The sequence below is a fragment of the Streptomyces sp. NBC_00370 genome (genome assembly GCF_036084755.1).
Lineage (GTDB): Bacteria > Actinomycetota > Actinomycetes > Streptomycetales > Streptomycetaceae > Streptomyces.
Window position 1 is genome coordinate 4,361,441 of record NZ_CP107968.1, and the last position, 21,047, is coordinate 4,382,487.

Genomic DNA, 21,047 nt, shown 5'->3' on the forward strand with positions numbered 1-21,047 from the left:
CGTATAGACCAGCGCGGCGCGGCAAACTCATCGGTGCTCGATCCGGCCTCGCCTGGTGGCCCTCATAATTATCGCAGCGCTGTTATATTAGCGCTGTGACATCTTCTGATCCCACGACGGTGCCCGATCCGTGGCATGCGTTGCACAAGATGCTGGCCGTGATGGATGCCGAGATCGAGCAGTTCTACGTCTCGCGGGGCATCGAGGGGGTGCGGCCGCGGTTTGCGTATCCGTTGATTCGCCTTGCCCATACCGGGCCGCTGACCATTCGTGAACTCGCCGAGTCCCTGGACCGGTCGCACTCCGCGATCAGCCAGACCGTCGCCGCCATGCGCAAGGAGGATCTGGTCACCTCCGCCCCCGGGCCGGACGCGCGTACGCGGCGGATCGAGTTGACCGAGCGGGGCCGGTCGTTGGTGCCCTTCCTTGAGGCCGAGTGGCGGGCCACTCACGCCACTGTGGCCGAGCTGGACGGTGAGGCGTCGTACGCGCTGACCGCCGTTGTCGGTGAGTTGTGGCGGGCGCTGGAGCAGCGGTCGATGCGGCAGCGGATTCTTGACCACCTCGACGAGCCGCCGGGATGAGGGGACGCGGTGCGTTCCTCGACACCCGGCCGCTGCACAGCAGCCGGCCGTTCCGGGACCTGTGGATCGGGACCTCGGCCGCCCAACTCGGCGGCCAGATAGCCAACGTGGCGGTGCTGGCCCAGGTCTGGGAGCTGACCGGCAGTCCGGTGGGCACCGGGGCCATCGGGCTCGCCACCGGGGTGCCGATGGTGCTGTTCGGGCTGGTGGGCGGCTCGCTGGCCGACGCGGTCGACCGCCGTACGATCGTGCGCGCCACCAGCGCGGGCCAGCTGCTTGCCGCCGCGGGGCTGTGTGCCCAGGCGCTGACGGACAACCGGAGCGTGCTGCTGCTGCTCGTCCTGGTGGCCCTGGAGACCGCCTTCGGCGCGCTCGGGGCGCCCGCCCGGCGTACGTTTCCGGTCCGGCTGCTGCCGGCCGACCAGGTGGCGTCCGGGCTCGCGCTGACCAACGTCTCCTTCCAGGCGGCCATGCTCGCGGGGCCCGCGCTGGCAGGCGTCATCATCGCCCGCTGGGACTTCTCCGCCGCCTATGCCGCACAGGCCCTCGCCGCAGCGGTCGCGATGCTCGCCGTGATCCGGCTCCCGGCCATGCGACCCGACGGCGGCGCCTCGGTGCGCGGGCGGCGGGCGGAGCGCGGCGGGTGGCGGATCATCCGGCACCGGCCCACGCTGTGGGGCTCGATGGCCACCGACCTGTCCGCCACGCTGCTCTCCATGCCGATCGCGCTCTTCCCTCTGGTCAACGAGGACCGCTTCGACGGCAATCCGCAGACCCTCGGCCTGTTCCTCTCGGCCGTCGCGGTCGGTGGGATCACCGCAGGGCTGCTCTCCGGCACGGTGACCCGCCTGCGCCGGGCCGGCCAGGTCCAGCTGACCGCGGCGGCCGTCTGGGGCCTGTCGCTGGCCGGCTTCGGTCTGGCCGGGCCGCTCTGGGCGGCTCTCGGCTCTCTGGCGGTCGCAGGCGCCGCCGACACCGTGTCCGTGATCACCCGCAGCGCCCTGGTCCAGTTGGAGACCCCGGACGCGTACCGGGGACGGGTCTCCTCCGTGGAACATGTCATCGGCGTCGCGGGCCCCGACCTCGGCAACTTCCGTGGCGGCCTGCTCGCTTCGGTCACCTCGGCCTCCTTCTCTCTGGTCGTTGGCGGCCTGTCAGCCGTCCTGGCGGTCGGCGTCGTGGCCGCGACCAACTCCTCCCTCCGCGCCTACCGCACGCCGAGCCCAGCAGCACCGGCCACCGAAGCGGACACACAGCCGGACACGGAGCCGGACACGGAGCTGCCGGGGCTAAAAGACGTCGACCGGACCGGCTCCCCGGGATAGTTCTTGTCCATGACCTCACCTTTCGAAGAGCTGCTGCCCACCACCCGACGAGCCCTGCTGCACCGCGTCGCCGTCGCCCAGGCCGAGGGGCGCACGCCCTCGCTGGTCGCCGCGGTGGCCCGGTCGGGCCACCTGGTGTGGACCGGAGCGCGCAGCTGCGTGGACGGGCACGCGCCGGACGCCGACACCCAGTTCCGGATCGGTTCGATCACCAAGACGTTCACCGCCGTGCTGGTGGCGCGGCTGCGCGACGAGGGGCTGCTCGATTTCAACGACCCGCTGGAGAGGCATCTGCCGGGCACGCCGGTGGGTGAGGTCACCATCGCCCAACTGTTGAGCCATCAGGCAGGCCTGAGCGCCGAGTCGCCCGCGCCCTGGTGGGAGAGGACGCCGGGCACGCTGCGTCCCGCGCTCGGCGATGTGCTCGGTGAGGGTGCGCGTACGAACCCGGCGGGGCGGCTGCATCACTACTCCAACCCCGGCTTCACCGTGCTCGGTTCACTGGTCGAGCGGCTTCGCGGCGCCTCCTGGGAGGAGGTGCTGCGTGACGAGGTGCTGGCGCCGCTGGGCATGGGCCGTACGACCGGACAGCCGGTCGCGCCGCACGCCGGCGGCTGGGCTGTGCACCCCTGGGCCGATGTGATGCTGCCCGAACCGTCGGAGGATCTGGGGCTGATGGCACCGGCCGGCCAGCTCTGGTCGACGGCGGCCGACCTCTGCCGGTTCGCCGGTCTGCTCGCCCGGGGCGACGAGCGGGTGCTGAGCGAGTCGTCCGTACGGGAGCTGCGCACACCCGCCGTGGCACCGGAGGCCGGCGACTGGGACGGCGGCTACGGGCTGGGCGTACAGCTCGCCCGGCGCGGCGGGCGGTCCCTGTTCGGACACACCGGTTCGTTGCCGGGCTTCCTGGCCTGTCTGTGGATCAGCGTCGAGGACGACGTCGCCGCCGTGACGCTCTCCAACGCGACCTCAGGGCCGGCCATCGGGGCGGTCAACGCCGACCTCGTCGGGATCGTCGCCAACGCCGAGCCACGGCTTCCCGAATCGTGGCGCCCGATGCCGGAGTTCGATCCTGAGCTGCTGGCGCTGACCGGGCCCTGGTACTGGGGGACGAACTCCTACGGGCTGAAGCTGCTGGCCGACGGCGGCGTGGAGCTGCAACCGCTGCGCGGTACGGGCCGGGGTTCCCGGTTCGCCGCCGGGACGGACGGTAGCTGGACCGGGCTCGACGGCTACTACACGGGGGAGACGCTGCGCGCCGTCCGACGACCGGACGGTTCGGTGAGCCATCTCGATCTCGGGTCGTTCGTCTTCACCCGGGAGCCGTACGAGCCGGCCGACGTGGTTCCTGGCGGGATGGACGCCGAGGGCTGGCGCGGGCTCCGAAGCTGAGACGGACGGGCTGTTTCACGTGAAACGTCGCCCCGGCCACCGCCCCGGTGGGCGGGGCGGTCCCTAGCCGAGACTCATCTTGAATCCGACGTGTGAGGCGGTGAAGCCCAGCCGCTCGTAGAAGCGGTGGGCATCGGTACGGCTGCTGTCGGAAGTCAGCTGGACCAGCTGGCAGCCCTGACGGCGGGACTCCTCGATCGCCCACTCGATCAGCCGGGTACCGAGACCGCTGCCGCGTTCGTCGGCGTGGATACGGACCGCCTCGATGATGGAGCGGACGGCGCCGCGCCGGGACAGCCCGGGGAGGACCGTGAGCTGGAGGGTGCCGATGACCTTGCCCTGGCGTTCGGCGACGACCAGATGCTGGTTCGGGTCGGCGGCGAGGCGCTCGTAGGCCGCGGCGTACGGGGTCAGGTCGTCGGGGGACTCCCGCTGTGCGCCGAGCGGGTCGTCGGCGAGCATGGCGACGATGGCCGGGATGTCGCCGGGGGTCGCGGGTCGTATGTCGAGATCGCTCATGATCCTCAGCCTAAGACGAGCGCCGTCGGCTTCGGTGAGGCGGATCGGGTGGGGTGGATCGCCGCGCTTATCCCGTGGCCAGGTTCAGGACCACGAACAGCCGGCTCCGGTCGCCCGGCAGGTCCGCGACACCGTAGGTCATGGCGGTACAGCCTTTGACGCTCTCCAGGCCACGCTCGTTGAGCCAGCCCAGCAGTTCCTGGTGACGGGCGTCGACGTCCAGACGGAGCGAGCGGCCCGTACCGTCGGCGAGCGCGGCGACGAGCGCCTTCGCTGTTTCGGTGTCCGGGGCGATCAGCGGGCCGATGACATCCGTGGCCGAGGTGGGCCAGCGGGCCGCGTATCCGGTGATCCTGGGGCCGTCGAACGCCACCTGGAGCTGGTCGGCGAAGGCGGGCAGCCGGGTGACGAGATGGGTCCGGTCGGCGCCGAACACCTCGGTGTCCAGCCGGACGAGCGCCGGCAGGTCGGCGCCGGTGGCCCGGCGGGTCCGTACGGGCTGGACCTGTCCGGTCGCCTCAGGGGACTGCCACTGGCCCCGCAGCGTCTCCGTGCGGCCGACAGTGGTGAAGCCAAGCTTCTCGTAGAGCGGCAGACCGAGACTGGTGGCGTACAGGGAGAGCGGGGTCCCGTCGGCCGCTTCCCGTACGTGCGCCATCAGCCGCTGTGCCAGCCCCTGACGCGCGTGCTGTTCGGCGACGAGCAGCAGGCCGATCGCGGCGAGATCCGGTCCGTAGGACGTCAGCACGCAGCAGGCTGCGAGGCCCTTGCCATCGGGATCGTCGATGCCGTATCCCGTCCCCGCAGCGAGCAGGAGCCCCCATTTGCGTTCCTCGCGCGGCCACCCCCGGTTCTCGGCGAGATCGGCACATGACAGGAGATCGCCCATGGTCAGCGGCCGGATCGGGAGCGCGGAAAGCGGTGTCGACATGGGGTTCAGGCTGACGGAGTCAGTGATCGTTCGTCCACCGCTTTACCGGAAGTGGCCAGGATCCGCCGCGCGTCGACGTGCTGTTTCACGTGAAACACCGTGCCGAACAGCGCGTACTAATCTCGGCAGTCATGGGGAGCCAACGAAGACTGCATCTGTTCGACGTCGATGGCACGCTGATCCGGGGCTCGGCCGCCGCTGTGGAGATCTCGCGGCAGTTGGGGGTCAGCGCGGAGATCGACGAGCTGGAACGCCAGTTCCTCCAGCTGGGGCTGGCGCCCGACGAGTTCGCCGTACGGGCCAGGGAGCTGTGGTCGGAGCTGACCACGCAGCAGGTGGACGCCGCGTTCGCGGGGGCGCCGTGGCTGGCCGGGATCCGTGAGGTGTGGGCGGAGATCCGGGCCCAGGGGGACTACTGCGCGGTGATCTCGCTCGGTCCCGGCTTCTTCGTGGAGCGGCTGCTGGACTGGGGCGCGCACGCCGCGCACGGCTCGCGCTGGCCAGGACTGCCGTTCACCGAGCCGATCGACCGGGCCGGCATCCTCAACCCGTCGGCCAAGGTGGAGATCGCGGGACGGCTGTGCACCGAGTTCGGCGTAGGGCTGGCCGACTGTGTGGCTTTCGGGGACTCCATGTCGGACGCCGAGGTCTTCCGTGTGGTGGACACGGCGGTGGCGGTGAACGCGGATCACCATCTGGCGGGGCTGGCCACGCACACCTACACCGGCGGTGATCTGCGCGAGGCCTACGCGCTGGTGCGCTCCGCAGGCGCGTAGCGCGGGCCGCGTCAGCCGAGGTCGGGGGCGTGCATGGCGCGTACGCCCTCGATGTTGCCGTCCAGATAGTGACGCAGCGACAGCGGTACGAGGTGGACGCCGGCGATGCCGACCCGGCTGAACGGGACGCGGACGATCTCGTACTCGCCGCACGGCTCGTCGATTTCCGGGCCGTGCCGCAGCGAGGGGTCCATCGACTCCAGCCGGCAGACGAAGAAATGCTGCACCTTGACGCCGGTGACGCCCGCCGCCGCGATGTGCTCCACGGTGTCCACGAAGCAGGGCACCACGTCGGTGATCTTGGCGCCCAGTTCCTCGTCGACCTCGCGGTGGAGCGCGTCGACGACAGTGGCGTCCGAGTCCTCGACGCCGCCACCTGGGGTGATCCAGTACGGCGTGACGCCGGGCTTGGTGCGTTTGATCAGGATCAGGTCGTCGCCGTCGAGCAGGAGGGCGCGTGCGGTGCGCTTGACCACGGGCCGTTCGGTCATGGGAAGAGATTGGCCCGAGATCCGGGTTCTGAAACTCCCTGACGGCGTGCCGTCACCAGTCCACCGCCGCGCGCAGCAGCCATTCGTAGGCCTGCGCCACCGGAGGCAGGGCGAGGGTGCCGGTGCGGGCGACGAGGAAATACGTGCGCAGCGGCGGTACGGGCGGGTCGAGGAGCGCGACCACTTCGCCGCGTTCCAGGGCGCCTTGGCACAGATAGCGGGGCAGGACGGCGAGTCCGGCCCCGGCGGCTGCGCACTCCAGGACGGCGCGCAGATCGGGGACGATCACGGCGCCCGCTGCGGCCGGCTTGGAGTCGAAGACCGCCGCCCAGTAGCGGGAGACGAGCGGTAGCGACTCGTGCACTTCGACGACCGGGAGCTGTTCCAGGACGAGATGGCCGTCGCGCAGCACGCTGTGGCCGAGCCGGGCCGCCCAGCGCGGGGCGGCGATCAGCACATGCTCCTCGTCGCAGAGCGGAGTCGCCGTGAGCGGTCCGCGGTGCGGGCGGGCCGTGGCGATGGCCAGATCATGATGTCCGGCGGCGAGGCTCTCCAGCGTCTGCTCGGCATTGTCGAAGAACGAGGCACGCAGGGCGAGCCCCTGCGTGGTGAGCGGGGTGAGCGCGGGCAGGGCGCGCAGCGAGGTGAACTCCGGCGGCCCCGCGAGATGCAGGGTGCCGGTGGTGCCGGACTCCCCGGTGAGCCCTGATCCGGCGATCTCGATGAGGGCGTCGAGATGGGGCGCCGCCCGGTGGGCGAGTTCGTCGCCGATGGTGGTGGGCGTCACCCCACGGGCCTGCCGCAGGAAGAGCGGGCGGCCCAGTTGCCGTTCGAGGGTCCGGATCTGGCCGGTCACGGCCGGTTGGGAGAGGCCGAGCAGCGCGGCGGCGCGGGTGAAGGAGCCGGCCCGGTGCACGGTGAGAAAGGTGCGCAGCAGTGCCAGGTCCATGCCCAGCACTATAAATATGTCGATAGGCACCTGTCGCTACGGTGATTGGACACTGACGCAGAGTCAACTAGCCTTGGTCAGGTGGTCCCTGCGCCGCTGCGCGGGATCCCCGGACGGTCCGAGCCATGAGGGGGGAGGCTCGGACCGTCCGGCATGTGCGGCAGGCTCCGTACCGGCGCGCACGCGTACCGGGTCAGTCCTGGGGCTTGTCCAGCTGGTCCAGTGAGCGCAGTACGTCGGCGATGAGGTCTTCCGGGTCCTCGGCGCCGACGGAGAAGCGGATGAAGCCGTCCGGCACGGCGTCCCCGCCCCACCTGCCGCGCCGTTCGGCCGTGGAGCGCACGCCGCCGAAGCTGGTGGCGTTGTCGACCAGCCGGAGCCTGTTCAGGAAGCGCTCGGCTCGTTCCTCGTCGGGCAGTACGAACGAGACCACGGAGCCGAAGCGCCGCATCTGCTGGGACGCGATGCGGTGGGAGGGGTCGTCGGGCAGTCCGGGGTAGCGCAGCCCGGTCACCTCGGGGCGTTCGGCCAGGGCCTCGGCCAGGACGAGCGCGGTGCCGCACTGGCGCTCGACGCGCAGCTGGAGGGTGGCGAGCGAGCGGTGCGCCAGCCAGGCCTCCATGGGGCCGGGAATGGCGCCGACGGTCTTGCGCCAGTCGCGTACGGCGGTGGCGAGTTCGAGGTCGGTGCAGGTCACATGGCCGAGCAGGATGTCGCCGTGGCCGGTCATGCCCTTGGTGTCGCTGGCCACCGAGAAGTCGGCGCCGAGTTCGAGCGGGCGCTGGCCGAGCGGGGTGGCGAGGGTGTTGTCCACGGCGACCAGCGCGCCCGCCTCATGGGCGGCCGCCACCAGGCGCCGGATGTCGCAGACGTCGAGCCCGGGGTTGGAGGGGGATTCGATCCACAGGAGCCGGGCGCCGTCGAGGACCCGCAGCTGGGCGTCGCCGCCCGTGGGCGCTGTCCGTACCTCCACGCCGGTCGCCCGGAGGCGTTCGTGCAGCAGGGGCAGCGCCTGGTACCCGTCGTCGGGAAAGACGACGGCGTCACCGGAGCGCAGCTGGGAGAAGGCGGTCGCGGCGACGGCGGCCATCCCCGAGGCGAAGGTGATGGTGTGCGCGGGGCGCCCGGGTGCTTCCAGCTCGCCGATCGCCTGTTCCAGATGGGTCCAGGTGGGGTTGTCGTAACGTCCGTAGGTGTACGGGCCCGTCGGCTCACCGGGCAGATGGAAATGGGCGGCGAAGACCGGGCCCGGCAGGGTCGGTTCGTAGGCGACGGGCTCGGGCAGTCCTGCCCGTACCGAGCGGGTGCCGTCACCGATGTCTCGGATGTCCCCGATGCTCATGGTGTGTCCTCAACTGTTTGTCACTGGCGGCCGCGCGTCACTGGGCGGCGCGGAGGGCGGTCAGTCGTTGTCGTCGGGCAGGACGACGTTCAGTGCCCACGACACGATCGAGATGATCAGGCCGCCGAGCACGGCGGCCCAGAAGCCGTCGACGTGGAAACTCAGGTTCAGCAGGTCCGCGAGCCAAGAGGTCAGCAGCAGCATCAAGGCGTTGACGACGAGGGTTATCAAGCCGAGCGTCAGGATGAACAGCGGCAGGGTGAGCAGCTTCACCACCGGCTTGACGACGAAGTTCACCAGTCCGAAGACCAGGGCGACCAGCACCAGGGCCAGGACCCTTTTGCCGGTGTTGTCCCCGCTCAGCGTGATGTCGCCGACCAGCCAGATCGCCACCGCCAGGGCCAGCGCGTTGGCGATCGTCTTGACTACGAAATTCTTCATGGTGTGATCGTGGCATGAAGGCATTCCGACTTGATGAGCTGGAGGCGGAACGTGCCGCCAACGACGGCGCGTATCTGCAGTTTCTGCGGGAACGCAACATGTCCGCGGGGCTGTACGCCCTCGACGCGGGGACGAGCGATCCGCAGCAGCCGCACCGGCAGGACGAGGTGTATCTGGTCGTGAGCGGCCGGGCGTCGATCACGGTGGGGATGGAGACGACGGTGGTCGGCCGGGGCAGCGTCGTGTACGTGCCGGCCGGGACGGCGCACAAGTTCCACCACATCACCGAGGACCTGCGGGTCATGGTCGTCTTCTCTCCGCCGGAGAGCTGACCTGGACCCTCACTCCCGGCTCAGGGTTGGATCAGGGGAGAGCCGGGGACGCGGGACGCCCGTTCGCGCCTCCCCCGCTCTAGCATCGAAGAGGTCAGGCAGATGTTCGAGACACGTGAACCGGCGAGACAAGTGAGGTAGGGACGATGGCGGTACGGGAGATTTTCGCGGGAATGCCCTGGTGGGTGAAGTGGATCGCGGTCCCCGTGATCGTCCTCGTCGTGTTCGGTGGCCTGATCGCGAGCATTGTCGGGTTTGTGATCGCGCTCCTGTTCAAGCTGCTGATCGTGGTCGCGCTGGTGGGCGGACTCGTCTACGTCGTACGCAAGTTCATGTCCTCGTCCACGTCCTCGCGCGACGACTGGTAGGCGTTAGCCCGCGCGAGGGAATGGCGCGGAGGAAACCACTCCTGGGGATGGGCTGCCCCTAGAGTGACAATCCTCTGCCGCGCCCCGCGGGCGGGCTCTCATCAGTCAGTACGCCTGGGGATGACCTTTGGCCACAGCCCAATCCACCGCAGCTCCCACCCTGATCGGGTCGGTGCAGCGCGCGCTGCGTCTGCTGGAGTCGGTGGGCTCCCATCCGGACGGAGCCCCCGCCAAGCAGCTGGCCCGCGAGACCGGACTTCCGCTGCCCACCGCCTACCACCTGCTGCGCACCCTCACCTTCGAGGGCTATCTGCGCAGGGAGAACGGCGTCTTCGTACTCGGGGACGCCGTTCAGCGGCTGACACACGCCGAAGCGGTGCAGAATCGTCGCAGCAAGATCATCGACTCGCTCTGCCACTGGCGCGACGTGATCGGCGCCCCGGTGTATTTCGCCGTCTACCACGAGGGTGAGATCGACCTCGTATCCGTCGCCGACAGCGTCACCGCCCCCGCGGTCGAGGAATGGGCCGACTTCCGGGAGACCGGCCACGCGCACGCGATCGGACAGTGTCTGCTGAGCCAGCTCGACGAGCCGGCCTGCCTCGATCATCTCGACCGCCACCCCGTCACGCCGGTCACCCCCTACTCCGTGCCGGACCGCGCCGCCCTGCTGGAGCGGCTGGGTTCGCTGGAGCGGATGGAGCCCGTCGTGGAGCGGCAGGAGTACGCGCTCGGCACGGTCTGCGGCGCCGTGCCGATCACGGCCGGATCCACCGCGGCGACGGTGGCTGTATCTGTACCGCTGCGCCAGCAGGAAAAACTGCTTCCGGCGGTCGATCGGTTACGCAGAGAGATCGGCGCGCTGCTGACCTCGGGAATCTTCTCTATCAGTATCTGAAAAATTACTCCTTGTGATCTGCTAGCGCGTGGAGCACGATTGCGTCAAGAGGGTCAAGGGGATCATTCCCAGCCGTATCTACTCCGGAGTGGTGCATGATGCGCGAGTCGGTCCAGGCCGAGGTTCTGATGAGCTTCCTCGTCTCCGAGGAGCTGTCGTTCCGCATCCCGGTGGAGCTCCATTACGAGATGGGGGATCCCTACGCGGTACGGATGACCTTCCATCTCCCCGGTGACGAACCCGTCACCTGGACCTTTGGCCGCGAGCTGCTGCTCGACGGCATCAACATCCCCAGCGGGGACGGCGACGTACGGATCGCGCCGACCACCCCGGAGGAGCTGTCCGACGTCCATATCCGGCTCCAGGTCGCCGAGGACCACGCGCTGTTCCGGGTGAGCGCGCCGCCGCTGGTCGCTTTCCTCGACCGTACGGACAGACTCGTCCCGCTCGGTCAGGAGCGGGCCCTCGGGGACTTCGAAGGGTGCCTCGAAGAGGCGCTGGGCCGCATCCTGGCCGAGGAGAACGCGGGCTGACCGCCGACCGCTGACGGCTGGCTGCCGCCCCGGCTACTTCTTGCGCCGCCGTCCCCTGCCGCCGTGTCCCGAGGGAGCCGGCAGGGGCCCTGGAGGCGCCGTCCGCTGCCCGGGAGGCGTCGACCCGGGTACGGATCCGGGCGCTGCGTCCACGGACTCCGTACGGTCCGCCGAGACGACCAGCGCCGCCAGCGCCGTGGTGACCGGCACGGAGGCGACCAGACCGATCGAGCCCACCAGCGTCCGGACGATCTCCTCCGCCACCAACTCGCTGTTGGCGACGGTCCCCACGCCCGACTGCGCGATGGAGAAGAGCAGCAGCAGCGGCAGCGCCGCACCCGCGTACGCCAGCACGAGCGTGTTGACGACGGACGCGATGTGGTCCCTGCCGATCCGGATGGCCGCCCGGTACAGCGCGCGCGGCCCCATCGACGGATCCGCCTGGTGCAGCTCCCACACTGCCGACGTCTGCGTCACCGTCACATCGTCCAGGACACCGAGCGAGCCGATGATCACGCCTGCCAGCAGCAGACCGCTCATGTCGATCCCGGGATAGAGACCGTGGATCAGACCGGTGTTCTCGTCGGTGTTGCCCGTCAGGCTCGACCAGTCGATGAAGACCGAGCCGAGCAGTCCGATCAGCAGCAGTGAGATCAGCGTGCCGAGCACGGCCACGGACGTACGGGCCGTCAGTCCATGACAGATGTAGAGGGCGATCAGCATGATCGCGCTCGCCCCGACCACCGCCACGACCAGCGGGTTCGAGCCCTGGAGGATCGCGGGCAGGATGAACAGCGTCAGCACGGCGAACGAGGCGGCCAGCGCCACCAGCGCCATCAGCCCCCGCAGCCGTCCGACCAGGACCACCGCCAGCGCGAAGATCCCGGCCAGCAGCGCCAGCGGGAACGTGCGGTTCACATCCGTCACCGAATACTGCAGATCGCGGGGAGCGTCCGGTGCGTACGCCAGCACCACCTCTTGTTTCACGTGAAACTGCCGCGGTGCGTCCGGCTGGACGACCTCCACGAAGGTCCGCCCCTTGTCCTTGCCCGAGGTGACCTCGACCGTCGCCTTCTTGCACTCGCCGGTCGACGGCGCACCGCTCGCCGGCGCGGTCGGGTCCGTCGTGGGGACCTGGGAGCCGTTCACGTCCTTGCAGTCGACCGGATGGATCTGTGTCACCCGGCCCTGCTCGGTCTGCCGGTCGAAGCCGACACCGGACCGCTCGTGCGCCGGAGCCCCGCCCGGCCACAGCACGGCGAGGCCGACCACCACCGCGGCGGCGAACGGGATCAGTACCGCCGCGATGACCTTGCGGAGATGACGGGAAACAGGCGCCGCGGGCCCATGGCTGTGCGAGTGGCCGACCGGCTCGTGGGTCTGCTGAGGTGAGGTCACGCGCCCGATCATCGCAAGAACGCGAGGGGCCCTCTGTTCAGCACGCCCGTGCCGGGGTTAGCGTGGTGACGCCTTTGCACACGCGGGAGCTCGGAGCACCGGGCTGAGAGGGCGCTGACCGTGTGGTCCCTGGGACGTATCCCCGGATCACCACGCTGCGCCGACCGCCGAACCTGTTACCGGGTAATGCCGGCGTAGGGAGTAGGTCTCATGACCGTTCAGGACGCACACACGTCTGCCTCCGGCTCTTCGGACGGCTCGGATTCCGCTGGCGGATCCGGCACTTCGAGTGAATCGAGCGAGGCCGCAAGGTCCATCGGCTGGCACAAGGGGTATCTCCAGGGCTCGCGCCCCGACCTCCAGGTGCCGGTCCGCAGGGTCCACCTCACCAACGGCAACGACGTGACGCTGTACGACACGTCAGGGCCGTACACCGATCCCGCAGTCGAAACCGATGTCCGTCGCGGTCTGGCGGCGCTGCGGGAGAACTGGATCATCAGCCGAGGCGACACGGCGGAGTACGCGGGCCGCCCGGTACGCCCCGAGGACGACGGGCTCAAGCACACCACCCCGCGCGGCGGGCTGCGCAACCTCGACGCCGTCTTCCCCGGCCGTCCCCGCCAGCCGCGCAGGGGCCGGGACGGGCAGGCCGTCACCCAGCTCGCGTATGCGCGACGCGGCGACATCACCCCGGAGATGGAGTACGTCGCGATCCGGGAGAACGTCGCGCCCGAGGTCGTACGCGAGGAGATCGCGGCCGGCCGTGCCGTACTGCCCGCCAACGTCAACCACCCGGAGATCGAGCCGATGATCATCGGCAAGCGGTTCCTGGTGAAGGTCAACGCCAACATCGGCAACTCCGCCGTCACCTCCTCCATCGAGGAGGAGGTGGACAAGATGACCTGGGCCACCAAGTGGGGCGCCGACACGGTCATGGACCTCTCCACGGGGCGCAACATCCACACCACCCGCGAGTGGGTGCTGCGCAACTCCCCCGTGCCGATCGGCACCGTGCCGCTCTACCAGGCGCTCGAAAAGGTCGACGGCAAGGCGGAGGAGCTGACCTGGGAGATCTACCGGGACACCGTGATCGAACAGGCCGAGCAGGGCGTCGACTACATGACCGTGCACGCCGGTGTGCTGCTGCGGTACGTCCCGCTGACGGCCCGTCGCAAGACCGGCATCGTCTCGCGCGGCGGCTCCATCATGGCCGCCTGGTGCCTGGCGCACCATCAGGAGTCTTTCCTGTACGAGAACTTCGAGGAGCTGTGCGCCATCCTCGCCTCGTACGACGTCACGTACTCCCTCGGCGACGGGCTGCGGCCGGGCTCCATCGCCGATGCCAACGACGAGGCGCAGTTCGCCGAACTGCGCACGCTGGGGGAGCTGAACACGATCGCCAAGCGGCACAACGTACAGACCATGATCGAGGGCCCCGGGCATGTCCCGATGCACAAGATCAAGGAGAACATCGACCTCCAGCAGGAGATCTGCGAGGAGGCGCCGTTCTACACGCTCGGCCCGCTGACCACCGATGTGGCCCCCGCGTACGACCACATCACCTCCGGGATCGGCGCCGCGATGATCGCCTGGTGGGGGACGGCGATGCTCTGCTACGTCACGCCCAAGGAGCATCTGGGCCTGCCGGACCGGGACGACGTCAAGACCGGTGTCATCACCTACAAGATCGCCGCGCATGCGGCGGACCTCGCCAAGGGCCATCCCGGGGCGCAGGACTGGGACGACGCGCTGTCCGACGCCCGTTTCGAATTCCGCTGGGAGGACCAGTTCAATCTGGCTCTCGACCCGGACACGGCCAGGGAGTTCCACGACGAGACGCTGCCGGCGGAACCGGCGAAGACCGCGCATTTCTGCTCGATGTGCGGGCCCAAGTTCTGCTCGATGAAGATCAGTCACAGCATCGCCGAGCAGTTCGCCCCTGATCTGGCCGCCTCGGCTTCGGACGAGGAGATCGAGGCGGGGATGCTGGAGAAGTCGAAGGAGTTCGCCGCGGCCGGCAACCGCGTGTATCTGCCGCTGGCGGACTGACCGCGCAGGACTGACAGCGCAAAGCCCTCAACCTGCGGCTGAGCGCCGCCCGGGGCCTACTCCGGGCGGTGCTCGGGCCCGCCGAAGTCGGGGCTGGAGAAGTCAGGACTGCTGTACGTGGGCCGGGCGGCGCTCGATCCGCCCTCGTCCGGGCTGGAGAAGTCCGGGCGGCTGTACCCCATCTTCGGCAGATGACTGGCCGGTCGCGGCGGCGCCGGGGTGGGCTCGACCGCGGGCGCGGCGAGGGCGGCCCGCAGATACGGCAGGATGCCGCGCTCCAGCACCGCCTCGCGCCACACCTCTCTCGCCTCCGCCACCTCCTCGGGCAGCTCGGGCCCCGAGCCCGGCTCACCGGCGGACAGCTGGGTCGAGCCGTTGCGCAGCGCCGTCATGAGCAGCGCTATCGCGGCGGCCAGGATCCCCGCAGCGGTGACGGCTCCGAAGAACCAGCCGGCGGTGAGCAGGGTGTCGGCGAAGGCGGGCGGTGGGCTGAGGGCCTTGAGCACATAGCCGACCAGCAGGAAGATCGCCGCGGATATCCCGGCGAGCAGCGGGACCAGGACCGTGACGACGGCGGCGAGTCCCGCGCCCGTCTCGGCCGCGTCCCCGATGGCCGGGGCCAGCAGGGAACCGCCGACGGGCGCCGTCGTGGCAGGCGTACGGAATTCCTCGCGGAGAGCCGCGAAGTGTTCGTATTCCGCCGAGGCGGAACCGGTGATCAGTGCCGTGGCGTTGAGAGCCATGGTGCGCAGCTGTTCGGCGTTGAGCCGCTGCCCGACAGCGGCGAGTTCCGGACGGTCGTGCGCGTTGCGCAGTGCTTCGTCGAGGAGCCGCTCGAAATCCGCGCGATCCTCGCTCAGCAGGTGCGGAGCGCTTTTCATGTGCATCCCCCGATGCTCCGTAGGGCCGCTTTGTCCGCTCACTGCGGACGATCGGCGGAAACGGAGGAGAGCCTGCTACGGATAACCGATGGTAGAGCTGTACGGGTACCCGTTGACAGTGGCTTTCCGGAAATGACCTGCCCGGGGTTGATTCAGTTATGCAACGGAAGTTGGACGACCAGTAGCTTTCCGGCCATGGTCACGCCGCCGTCCATGGCGATGGCAAGTCCGTCGGCATATACATGCGGCCCTTCCACCACGGGTCCCGAGTCGTCCTTGTCGTCCGACGCGTCTTCCGTGCCCACTTCGCCGAGCAAATACGGAATGGGGCTGTGACCGTGCACGATGCGGTGTCCGCCGTACTGGTCGAGCAGTTCCTGGACGGCCTGCGGGCCGCCGTCGTCACGGAACGCGAAGCGTTTGGTGAGCTTGCGGAACAGGTCCCAGCATTCGTCGGCGTCGTTGCGAGTGAGGATCTGGTGGACGGTGTCGTTGACGTCGTCGATGGACGAGCCGTAGTCGAGGTAGGCGGTCGTGTCGGAGTGCATCAGCAGATGCCCGTCCTCCTCGACGACCGCGTCGAGCCGGGACATCCACTGCAGATGGACGTCCTGGAGGCGCTCCATGTCGCTCTTCTGGCCGCCGTTGAGCAGCCAGGCCGCCTGGAAGGTGGCGGTTCCCGCGCCCGAGTTGACGGGGGTGTCGGCGAACCGCCGGGCGCCGAGGATCAGCAGCTCGTGATTGCCCATCAGGGCCTTGCAGTAGCCGCCGGCCGCCGCGGCCTCGGCGGACAGCCGCATGACGAGGTCGATGACGCCGATGCCGTCGGGGCCGCGGTCGGTGAAGTCGCCGAGGAACCAGAGGCGGGCCGTGCCGGCCGCCCAGTGGCCTTCGGCGTCGATGAGGCCCTGCTCGGTGAGCGCGGCGAGCAGCTCGTCGATGTAGCCGTGCACGTCGCCGACGACGTAGAGCGGCCCGAGGCCGTCGGGGGACGGGGCGTCGTCGGCCTCGACCCGCACCTGGACGGTGGGTTCGTGGCCGATCACCGGCAGGTCGCGCTCGGTCGGGGTGTAGCCCTCCGGCGGTTCGTCGTCGGGCACCGCGTTGCCGGGGTGCCCGCTCGGACCGAGGGCCACGGGGCCCGGCGCGGCGAGCTGACCGGACTGCCCCGACTGCACGGGAACCTGCGCGTACGGCGGTACGCGGAAGTCGCGCAACGTCGCCGTCCGCACCACGGGTTCCTGACCGGCCCCCTGTGTCATCGACCCCTCCACCACCGTCGCGCCGCCGTACACCTGTCGGGCCTGCCCGGTCGGGTGGGGGTCTGCCCACCCGTCGCCGGGGAAAGTCCGTGGTGTCGTGCGCCCATCATAGGAATGCAGCTCCTCCTGTGTGACGCACCAGGGGTGGTGAATCCGATCGGTCTCCCGGTTCACAGGCTGTTTTCGCGCTGATCGCCCCAATTGCGAAAGGAACAGACCTTCGGTCAGTCCCTCTTCGGGGAGGTGGGCGAGCGTGGCGCGCTGACGGTGGTGCGGGGCGGGCGGCGCTGCGAGGAGGTCCGCACGATGAGTTCGGTCGGTATCACCTGCTCGACGGGGCCTTCGGTGTCGATCCCCTCGATCGCGTCGATGAGGAGCTGGATCACGGCGGTGCCGATGCGGCGCGGCTTCAGCGAGAGCGTCGTGATCGGCGGCTCGGTCGACGCGTACACGGTGGATTCGCTGCAGCAGACCAGCAGCAGGTCCTCGGGCACCCGTAGGCCGTAGCGGCGGGCCGCGGCGAGCAGATCGGTGCCGTTGGGGTCGAAGAGGCCGTAGACGGCGTCCGGGCGGTCCGGACGGGCCAGCAGCCGGTCGGCGGCGACGGCGCCCGCGCAGGGGTCGTGTGCGGGGTACGACTCGTAGACCGGGTCCTGGCCGACCCGCTCGCACCAGTGCAGGTAGGCGGTGGTGGAGAGCCGGGTGTACGTGTCCGTCGTGGTGCCGGTGAGCAGTCCGATGCGGCGGGCGCCGGCGTCGGCGAGATGGTCGAGCAGATCGAGGACGGCCGCCTCGTGGTCGTTGTCGACCCAGGCGGTGACGGGGAGGGTGCCGGCCGGGCGGCCGTCGGAGACGACGGGCAGGCCCTGACGGACGAGTTCGGCGACGACCGGGTCGTGGTCGGACGGGTCGATGACGACGGTGCCGTCGAGCGCGACGTTGGACCAGACGTCATGGCGTGAGGTGGCGGGCAGGATGACGAGGGCGTAGCCGCGGGCCAGCGCGGCCGATGTGGCGGCTCTGGCCATCTCGGCGAAGTAGGCGAACTCGGTGAAGGTGAAAGGTTCATCCCCGTACGTGGTCACGGTCAGGCCGATCAGGCCCGACTTGCCGGTACGGAGGGTTCTGGCGGCGGCGGACGGCCGGTAACCGAGCCGTTCCGCGACCTCGCGGACATGACGCCGGGTGGCGTCGGGTAAGCGGCCTTTGCCGTTGAGCGCGTCCGAGACAGTCGTGATGGAGACACCGGCTGCGGCGGCTACGTCCCGGATGCCCGCCCGACCTTGCCGGCTTCCCCGGCGCGTTGTGTCCGTCCGGCTCACCTGGTGTTTCCCTGCTGCTGTCATGGCGAGCCGATAGTAGGGCGCTGGCGGGTGGTAAGGCCGGTCGCATATGCACCTATTGACAGGCACGTTTCTGCATGATCAACAATGGCCAACGGGTATGGATTGCAAGGGACTTATGCGATTCTGCGATGGTCTTCCATGTATCGGGCGGTGTAGACCTGTCGAAGGGGCCATGTTTCGAAGAGGTCTCAACTCACCTCTACGGGGGACGCGCGCCACGGCGCGAGCCACGGGCGCGCGCCTGCCGGGGAGTGCGCCCCCACCGGGGGCGGGCCCGTGGCCCCGATCCGGGCCAATGCCGGGCCCGCCATTCGCAGGGGCCCTGAATCCTCATATGGTGAGGAGTATTGAACGCGGTACGGATCCGCGAACGGCCGAGGAGGACCTGCGGTGAGTGAGACGAGCCCCAAACTGCGCGCCGAACTGGACGGCATCCCGAGCTATGTCCCGGGCAGGCCGGCGGCGGTCGGCGGGCCCGTCACGTACAAGCTCTCCTCCAACGAGAACCCCTACCTGCCGCTGCCGGGCGTGATGGAGCGGGTGACGGCGGCCGCCGGGGTCTTCAACCGCTACCCGGACATGGCCTGTACCGGTCTGATGAACGAGCTGGCCGACCGTTTCGATGTGCCCGTCGCGCATCTGGCGACCGGCACCGGATCCGTCGGTGTGGCCCAGCAGCTGATTCAGGCCACCTCGGGCCCCGGTGACGAGGTCGTCTACGCCTGGCGGTCCTTCGAGGCCTATCCGATCATCGTGCAGATCTCGGGCGCCCGGTCGGTACAGGTGCCGCTGACGGCGGGGGATGTGCACGACCTGGACGCGATGGCCGGGGCGATCACGGACCGGACCCGGATGATCCTGGTCTGCAACCCGAACAATCCGACCGGCACGGTGGTCCGCAGGGCGGAGCTGGAGCGGTTCCTGGACCGGGTGCCGAGCGATGTGCTGGTCGTCCTGGACGAGGCGTACCGCGAGTTCAACCGGGACCCCGAGATCCCGGACGGTGTCGAGCTCTACCGCGAACGACCGAATGTGGCTGTCCTGCGGACCTTCTCCAAGGCGTACGGGCTCGCGGGGCTGCGGGTCGGTTTCGCCATCGCCCACGAGCCGGTGGCGGCGGCGCTGCGCAAGACGGCGGTGCCCTTCGGGGTGAGCCAGATCGCCCAGGACGCCGCGGTGGCCTCGCTGCGGGCCGAGGACGCGCTGCTGGAGCGGGTCGACGCGCTGGTGGTCGAGCGTGACCGGGTCCACCGGGGGCTGCTGGAGCAGGGCTGGACGGTGCCCGAGACGCAGGCCAACTTCGTCTGGCTGCGGCTCGGCGAGCGCACCCAGGAGTTCGCGGCGGCGTGCGAGCGGGCCGGTGTGGTGGTCCGGCCGTTCGGCGGCGAGGGCGTACGCGTCACCATCGGCGAGGTCGCGGCCAACGACCTGTTCCTGCAGGCGGCCGAGGCCTTCCGCAAGGAGCTGTAGCCACCTGTTGTAGCCACCGGTCCTGGCGGCTGGTGACGGCCTGGTGGCCGGTGTGATGACCCCGTGATCCGGTGGCTCCGCGAGGAGTGACCGGGGTCACGGGACCCCCCGTGAATATCCGGATGCCTGTGCGACATAATGCTTGTGAATGTGAACGCATTCACAAGGTTTCCTCTGGTTTCCGCCGTTACCTCCGGGACGAAGGGGACAACCCGCCGCTGACGACCACGGCGATGTAAGGAGAGACGACGTGGACCTCGCTCTGGCACCGGAGACCCTGGCGCGCTGGCAGTTCGGCATCACCACCGTCTACCATTTCCTCTTCGTCCCCCTGACGATCTCGCTCGGCGCCCTGACCGCCGGGCTGCAGACCGCCTGGGTGCGTACGGAGAACCCCAAGTACCTCACGGCCACGAAATTCTGGGGCAAGCTCTTCCTGATCAATATCGCGATGGGCGTGGTCACCGGCATCGTGCAGGAGTTCCAGTTCGGCATGAACTGGTCCGACTATTCGCGGTTCGTCGGCGACATCTTCGGCGCCCCGCTCGCCTTCGAAGCGCTCATCGCGTTCTTCTTCGAATCGACCTTCGTCGGGCTGTGGATCTTCGGCTGGGACAAGCTGCCGAAGAAGATCCATCTCGCCTGTATCTGGATGGTGTCGATCGGCACGATCCTGTCCGCGTATTTCATCCTCGCGGCCAACTCCTGGATGCAGCACCCCGTCGGCTACCGGATCAACGAAAAAGCCGGCCGCGCCGAACTCACCGACTTCTGGGCCGTACTGACCCAGGAAACCGCGCTCACCCAGTTCGCCCACATCATCACGGTGGCCTTCCTGGTGGGCGGCGCCTTCATGGCCGGTACGGCCGCCTTCCACCTCGGCCGCAAGAAGCACATCCAGGTGATGCGCACCTCGCTGCGGGTGGGGCTGGTCACGCTGGTGATCGCGGGCGCGCTCACCGCCCTCAGCGGCGACGCCCTCGGCAAGGTCATGTTCAAGCAGCAGCCGATGAAGATGGCGGCGGCCGAGGCCCTGTGGGACGGCCAGAAGCCCGCGCCGTTCTCCCTGTTCGCCTACGGCGACGTGGAGAAGGGCCACAACACCGTCGAGTTCGAGATCCCGGGGCTGCTGTCCTTCCTCGCCAACGACAACTTCACCTCGTACGTGCCCGGCATCAACGACGTGAACAAGGCCGAGCAGCAGAAGTTCGGCCCCGGCGACTACCGGCCCAACATCCCGGTCCAGTACTGGAGCTTCCGGCTGATGATCGGCTTCGGCATGACGTCGTTCGCCGTCGGGGCCGCGGGACTCTGGCTGACCCGGCGGAAGTTCCTGCTGCCGGCCCGGTTGCGGACGGGCGAGGACGAGGTGCCGAATCTGGTGCTCTTCCGGAACAAGGCGCTCGGTCCACGGCTCAGCGGCTGGTACTGGATCACCGCACTCGGCACGATCGGCTTCCCGCTGATCTCCACCTCGTTCGGCTGGATCTTCACCGAGACCGGCCGCCAGCCCTGGGTCGTGTACGGCGTCCTGCGCACCGCCGACGCGGTCTCCCCCAGCGTCTCCCAGGGCGAAGTGCTCACCTCGCTGATCGTCTTCACCCTGCTCTACGCCGTCCTCGCCGTCGTCGAGGTCAAGCTGCTCGTGAAGTACATCAAGGCAGGACCGCCCGAACTCAGCGAGGCCGACCTCAACCCGCCCACCCGGATCGGCGGCGACCACACCGACGCCGACCGGCCGATGGCCTTCTCGTACTGAG

General features: G+C 69.4%; 21 protein-coding genes. 11 read left to right on the top strand and 10 right to left on the bottom strand.

What is annotated here, in order from left to right; genetic code table 11:
* Positions 1–95 precede the first annotated feature (95 nt).
* The 3 genes from OHS57_RS19415 to OHS57_RS19425 are packed head-to-tail and all read left to right on the top strand — an operon-like array spanning position 96 to position 3,301.
* Entirely contained in the window at positions 96–584 is a 489-nt protein-coding gene (locus OHS57_RS19415; protein WP_041987316.1) for a MarR family winged helix-turn-helix transcriptional regulator, read from the top strand.
* Entirely contained in the window at positions 581–1,909 is a 1,329-nt protein-coding gene (locus OHS57_RS19420; protein WP_328582808.1) for an MFS transporter, read from the top strand. Before OHS57_RS19415 ends, OHS57_RS19420 begins: the two co-directional genes overlap by 4 nt.
* 9 nt (positions 1,910–1,918) lie before the next feature.
* Positions 1,919–3,301, top strand: coding sequence for a serine hydrolase domain-containing protein (locus tag OHS57_RS19425; RefSeq protein WP_328582809.1), 1,383 nt, complete (start codon positions 1,919–1,921; stop codon positions 3,299–3,301).
* A 63-nt stretch (positions 3,302–3,364) separates the two neighbouring features.
* Here the strand turns inward: OHS57_RS19425 and OHS57_RS19430 are convergent, their stop codons facing one another.
* Positions 3,365–3,820 carry a GNAT family N-acetyltransferase gene (locus OHS57_RS19430; protein WP_328582810.1) on the bottom strand — a complete coding sequence of 152 codons (456 nt, stop codon included), beginning with the start codon at positions 3,818–3,820 and terminating at the stop codon, positions 3,365–3,367.
* 67 nt (positions 3,821–3,887) lie between these two features.
* A complete protein-coding gene (locus OHS57_RS19435) occupies positions 3,888–4,751 on the bottom strand; it encodes a GNAT family N-acetyltransferase (RefSeq protein ID WP_328582811.1) in 864 nt (287 codons plus the stop codon).
* A gap of 131 nt (positions 4,752–4,882) precedes the next feature.
* Between OHS57_RS19435 and OHS57_RS19440 the strand changes: the two genes are divergently transcribed.
* Positions 4,883–5,527 (top strand): HAD family hydrolase, encoded by a 645-nt coding sequence (locus OHS57_RS19440; RefSeq protein ID WP_328582812.1) that lies wholly within the window; start codon positions 4,883–4,885, stop codon positions 5,525–5,527.
* Positions 5,528–5,538: 11 nt separating this feature from the next.
* Here the strand turns inward: OHS57_RS19440 and OHS57_RS19445 are convergent, their stop codons facing one another.
* The 4 genes from OHS57_RS19445 to OHS57_RS19460 all read right to left on the bottom strand — a co-directional run bounded on the left by OHS57_RS19445 (position 5,539) and on the right by OHS57_RS19460 (position 8,750).
* Complete coding sequence (locus OHS57_RS19445; protein WP_041987303.1) at positions 5,539–6,018, bottom strand: NUDIX domain-containing protein; 480 nt, start codon at positions 6,016–6,018, stop codon at positions 5,539–5,541.
* A 52-nt stretch (positions 6,019–6,070) separates the two neighbouring features.
* A complete protein-coding gene (locus OHS57_RS19450; protein ID WP_328582813.1) occupies positions 6,071–6,967 on the bottom strand; it encodes a LysR family transcriptional regulator in 897 nt (298 codons plus the stop codon).
* Between the two features lie 193 nt (positions 6,968–7,160).
* On the bottom strand, positions 7,161–8,309 hold the full coding sequence (locus OHS57_RS19455; protein ID WP_328582814.1) for a cystathionine gamma-lyase: 1,149 nt from the start codon (positions 8,307–8,309) through the stop codon (positions 7,161–7,163).
* Between the two features lie 60 nt (positions 8,310–8,369).
* The gene (locus tag OHS57_RS19460; protein ID WP_041987296.1) at positions 8,370–8,750 is read right to left on the bottom strand and encodes a phage holin family protein; all 381 of its coding nucleotides are present in this window, start codon (positions 8,748–8,750) and stop codon (positions 8,370–8,372) included.
* Positions 8,751–8,764: 14 nt separating this feature from the next.
* Between OHS57_RS19460 and OHS57_RS19465 the strand changes: the two genes are divergently transcribed.
* The 4 genes from OHS57_RS19465 to OHS57_RS19480 all read left to right on the top strand — a co-directional run bounded on the left by OHS57_RS19465 (position 8,765) and on the right by OHS57_RS19480 (position 10,881).
* The gene (locus OHS57_RS19465; RefSeq protein WP_041987293.1) at positions 8,765–9,082 is read left to right on the top strand and encodes a cupin domain-containing protein; all 318 of its coding nucleotides are present in this window, start codon (positions 8,765–8,767) and stop codon (positions 9,080–9,082) included.
* 146 nt (positions 9,083–9,228) lie between these two features.
* Positions 9,229–9,450: a DUF5326 family protein gene (locus tag OHS57_RS19470; protein WP_041987290.1), complete on the top strand. Its 222-nt coding sequence runs from the start codon at positions 9,229–9,231 to the stop codon at positions 9,448–9,450.
* A gap of 127 nt (positions 9,451–9,577) precedes the next feature.
* On the top strand, positions 9,578–10,348 hold the full coding sequence (locus OHS57_RS19475; RefSeq protein WP_078863529.1) for a helix-turn-helix domain-containing protein: 771 nt from the start codon (positions 9,578–9,580) through the stop codon (positions 10,346–10,348).
* 98 nt (positions 10,349–10,446) lie between these two features.
* Positions 10,447–10,881: an SsgA family sporulation/cell division regulator gene (locus OHS57_RS19480; RefSeq protein WP_328585109.1), complete on the top strand. Its 435-nt coding sequence runs from the start codon at positions 10,447–10,449 to the stop codon at positions 10,879–10,881.
* A gap of 33 nt (positions 10,882–10,914) precedes the next feature.
* Here the strand turns inward: OHS57_RS19480 and OHS57_RS19485 are convergent, their stop codons facing one another.
* Positions 10,915–12,279: a YibE/F family protein gene (locus tag OHS57_RS19485; RefSeq protein WP_328582815.1), complete on the bottom strand. Its 1,365-nt coding sequence runs from the start codon at positions 12,277–12,279 to the stop codon at positions 10,915–10,917.
* Between the two features lie 210 nt (positions 12,280–12,489).
* Between OHS57_RS19485 and thiC the strand changes: the two genes are divergently transcribed.
* On the top strand, positions 12,490–14,328 hold the full coding sequence (thiC, locus tag OHS57_RS19490) for a phosphomethylpyrimidine synthase ThiC (RefSeq protein ID WP_328582816.1): 1,839 nt from the start codon (positions 12,490–12,492) through the stop codon (positions 14,326–14,328).
* Between the two features lie 56 nt (positions 14,329–14,384).
* On the opposite strand, the gene OHS57_RS19495 is transcribed toward thiC, so the two are convergent.
* The 3 genes from OHS57_RS19495 to OHS57_RS19505 form a co-directional block, all read right to left on the bottom strand.
* Positions 14,385–15,215, bottom strand: a complete 831-nt coding sequence (locus OHS57_RS19495) for a hypothetical protein (protein WP_328582817.1) — start codon at positions 15,213–15,215, stop codon at positions 14,385–14,387.
* A 146-nt stretch (positions 15,216–15,361) separates the two neighbouring features.
* Positions 15,362–16,471 (bottom strand): metallophosphoesterase, encoded by a 1,110-nt coding sequence (locus OHS57_RS19500; RefSeq protein WP_041995627.1) that lies wholly within the window; start codon positions 16,469–16,471, stop codon positions 15,362–15,364.
* A gap of 224 nt (positions 16,472–16,695) precedes the next feature.
* The gene (locus OHS57_RS19505; protein WP_041987284.1) at positions 16,696–17,817 is read right to left on the bottom strand and encodes a LacI family DNA-binding transcriptional regulator; all 1,122 of its coding nucleotides are present in this window, start codon (positions 17,815–17,817) and stop codon (positions 16,696–16,698) included.
* Between the two features lie 390 nt (positions 17,818–18,207).
* Here OHS57_RS19505 and hisC point away from each other — a divergent pair, with 390 nt between their 5' ends.
* Both hisC and OHS57_RS19515 read left to right on the top strand, forming a co-directional pair.
* Positions 18,208–19,287 (top strand): histidinol-phosphate transaminase, encoded by a 1,080-nt coding sequence (gene hisC / locus OHS57_RS19510; RefSeq protein WP_328582818.1) that lies wholly within the window; start codon positions 18,208–18,210, stop codon positions 19,285–19,287.
* A 250-nt stretch (positions 19,288–19,537) separates the two neighbouring features.
* Positions 19,538–21,046: a cytochrome ubiquinol oxidase subunit I gene (locus OHS57_RS19515; protein WP_328582819.1), complete on the top strand. Its 1,509-nt coding sequence runs from the start codon at positions 19,538–19,540 to the stop codon at positions 21,044–21,046.
* Position 21,047: the final 1 nt, after the last annotated feature.

Excerpts from the sequence above, each read along its gene's own strand:
- OHS57_RS19420 (WP_328582808.1), top strand. The coding sequence starts at position 581 with ATGAGGGGACGCGGTGCGTTCCTCGACACCCGGCCGCTGCACAGCAGC.
- OHS57_RS19425 (WP_328582809.1), top strand. The coding sequence starts at position 1,919 with ATGACCTCACCTTTCGAAGAGCTGCTGCCCACCACCCGACGAGCCCTG.
- OHS57_RS19430 (WP_328582810.1), bottom strand. The coding sequence starts at position 3,820 with ATGAGCGATCTCGACATACGACCCGCGACCCCCGGCGACATCCCGGCC.
- OHS57_RS19435 (WP_328582811.1), bottom strand. The coding sequence starts at position 4,751 with ATGTCGACACCGCTTTCCGCGCTCCCGATCCGGCCGCTGACCATGGGC.
- OHS57_RS19440 (WP_328582812.1), top strand. The coding sequence starts at position 4,883 with ATGGGGAGCCAACGAAGACTGCATCTGTTCGACGTCGATGGCACGCTG.
- OHS57_RS19445 (WP_041987303.1), bottom strand. The coding sequence starts at position 6,018 with ATGACCGAACGGCCCGTGGTCAAGCGCACCGCACGCGCCCTCCTGCTC.
- OHS57_RS19450 (WP_328582813.1), bottom strand. The coding sequence starts at position 6,967 with ATGGACCTGGCACTGCTGCGCACCTTTCTCACCGTGCACCGGGCCGGC.
- OHS57_RS19455 (WP_328582814.1), bottom strand. The coding sequence starts at position 8,309 with ATGAGCATCGGGGACATCCGAGACATCGGTGACGGCACCCGCTCGGTA.
- OHS57_RS19460 (WP_041987296.1), bottom strand. The coding sequence starts at position 8,750 with ATGAAGAATTTCGTAGTCAAGACGATCGCCAACGCGCTGGCCCTGGCG.
- OHS57_RS19465 (WP_041987293.1), top strand. The coding sequence starts at position 8,765 with ATGAAGGCATTCCGACTTGATGAGCTGGAGGCGGAACGTGCCGCCAAC.
- OHS57_RS19470 (WP_041987290.1), top strand. The coding sequence starts at position 9,229 with ATGGCGGTACGGGAGATTTTCGCGGGAATGCCCTGGTGGGTGAAGTGG.
- OHS57_RS19480 (WP_328585109.1), top strand. The coding sequence starts at position 10,447 with ATGCGCGAGTCGGTCCAGGCCGAGGTTCTGATGAGCTTCCTCGTCTCC.
- thiC (WP_328582816.1), top strand. The coding sequence starts at position 12,490 with ATGACCGTTCAGGACGCACACACGTCTGCCTCCGGCTCTTCGGACGGC.
- OHS57_RS19495 (WP_328582817.1), bottom strand. The coding sequence starts at position 15,215 with ATGCACATGAAAAGCGCTCCGCACCTGCTGAGCGAGGATCGCGCGGAT.
- OHS57_RS19500 (WP_041995627.1), bottom strand. The coding sequence starts at position 16,471 with ATGACACAGGGGGCCGGTCAGGAACCCGTGGTGCGGACGGCGACGTTG.
- OHS57_RS19505 (WP_041987284.1), bottom strand. The coding sequence starts at position 17,817 with ATGACAGCAGCAGGGAAACACCAGGTGAGCCGGACGGACACAACGCGC.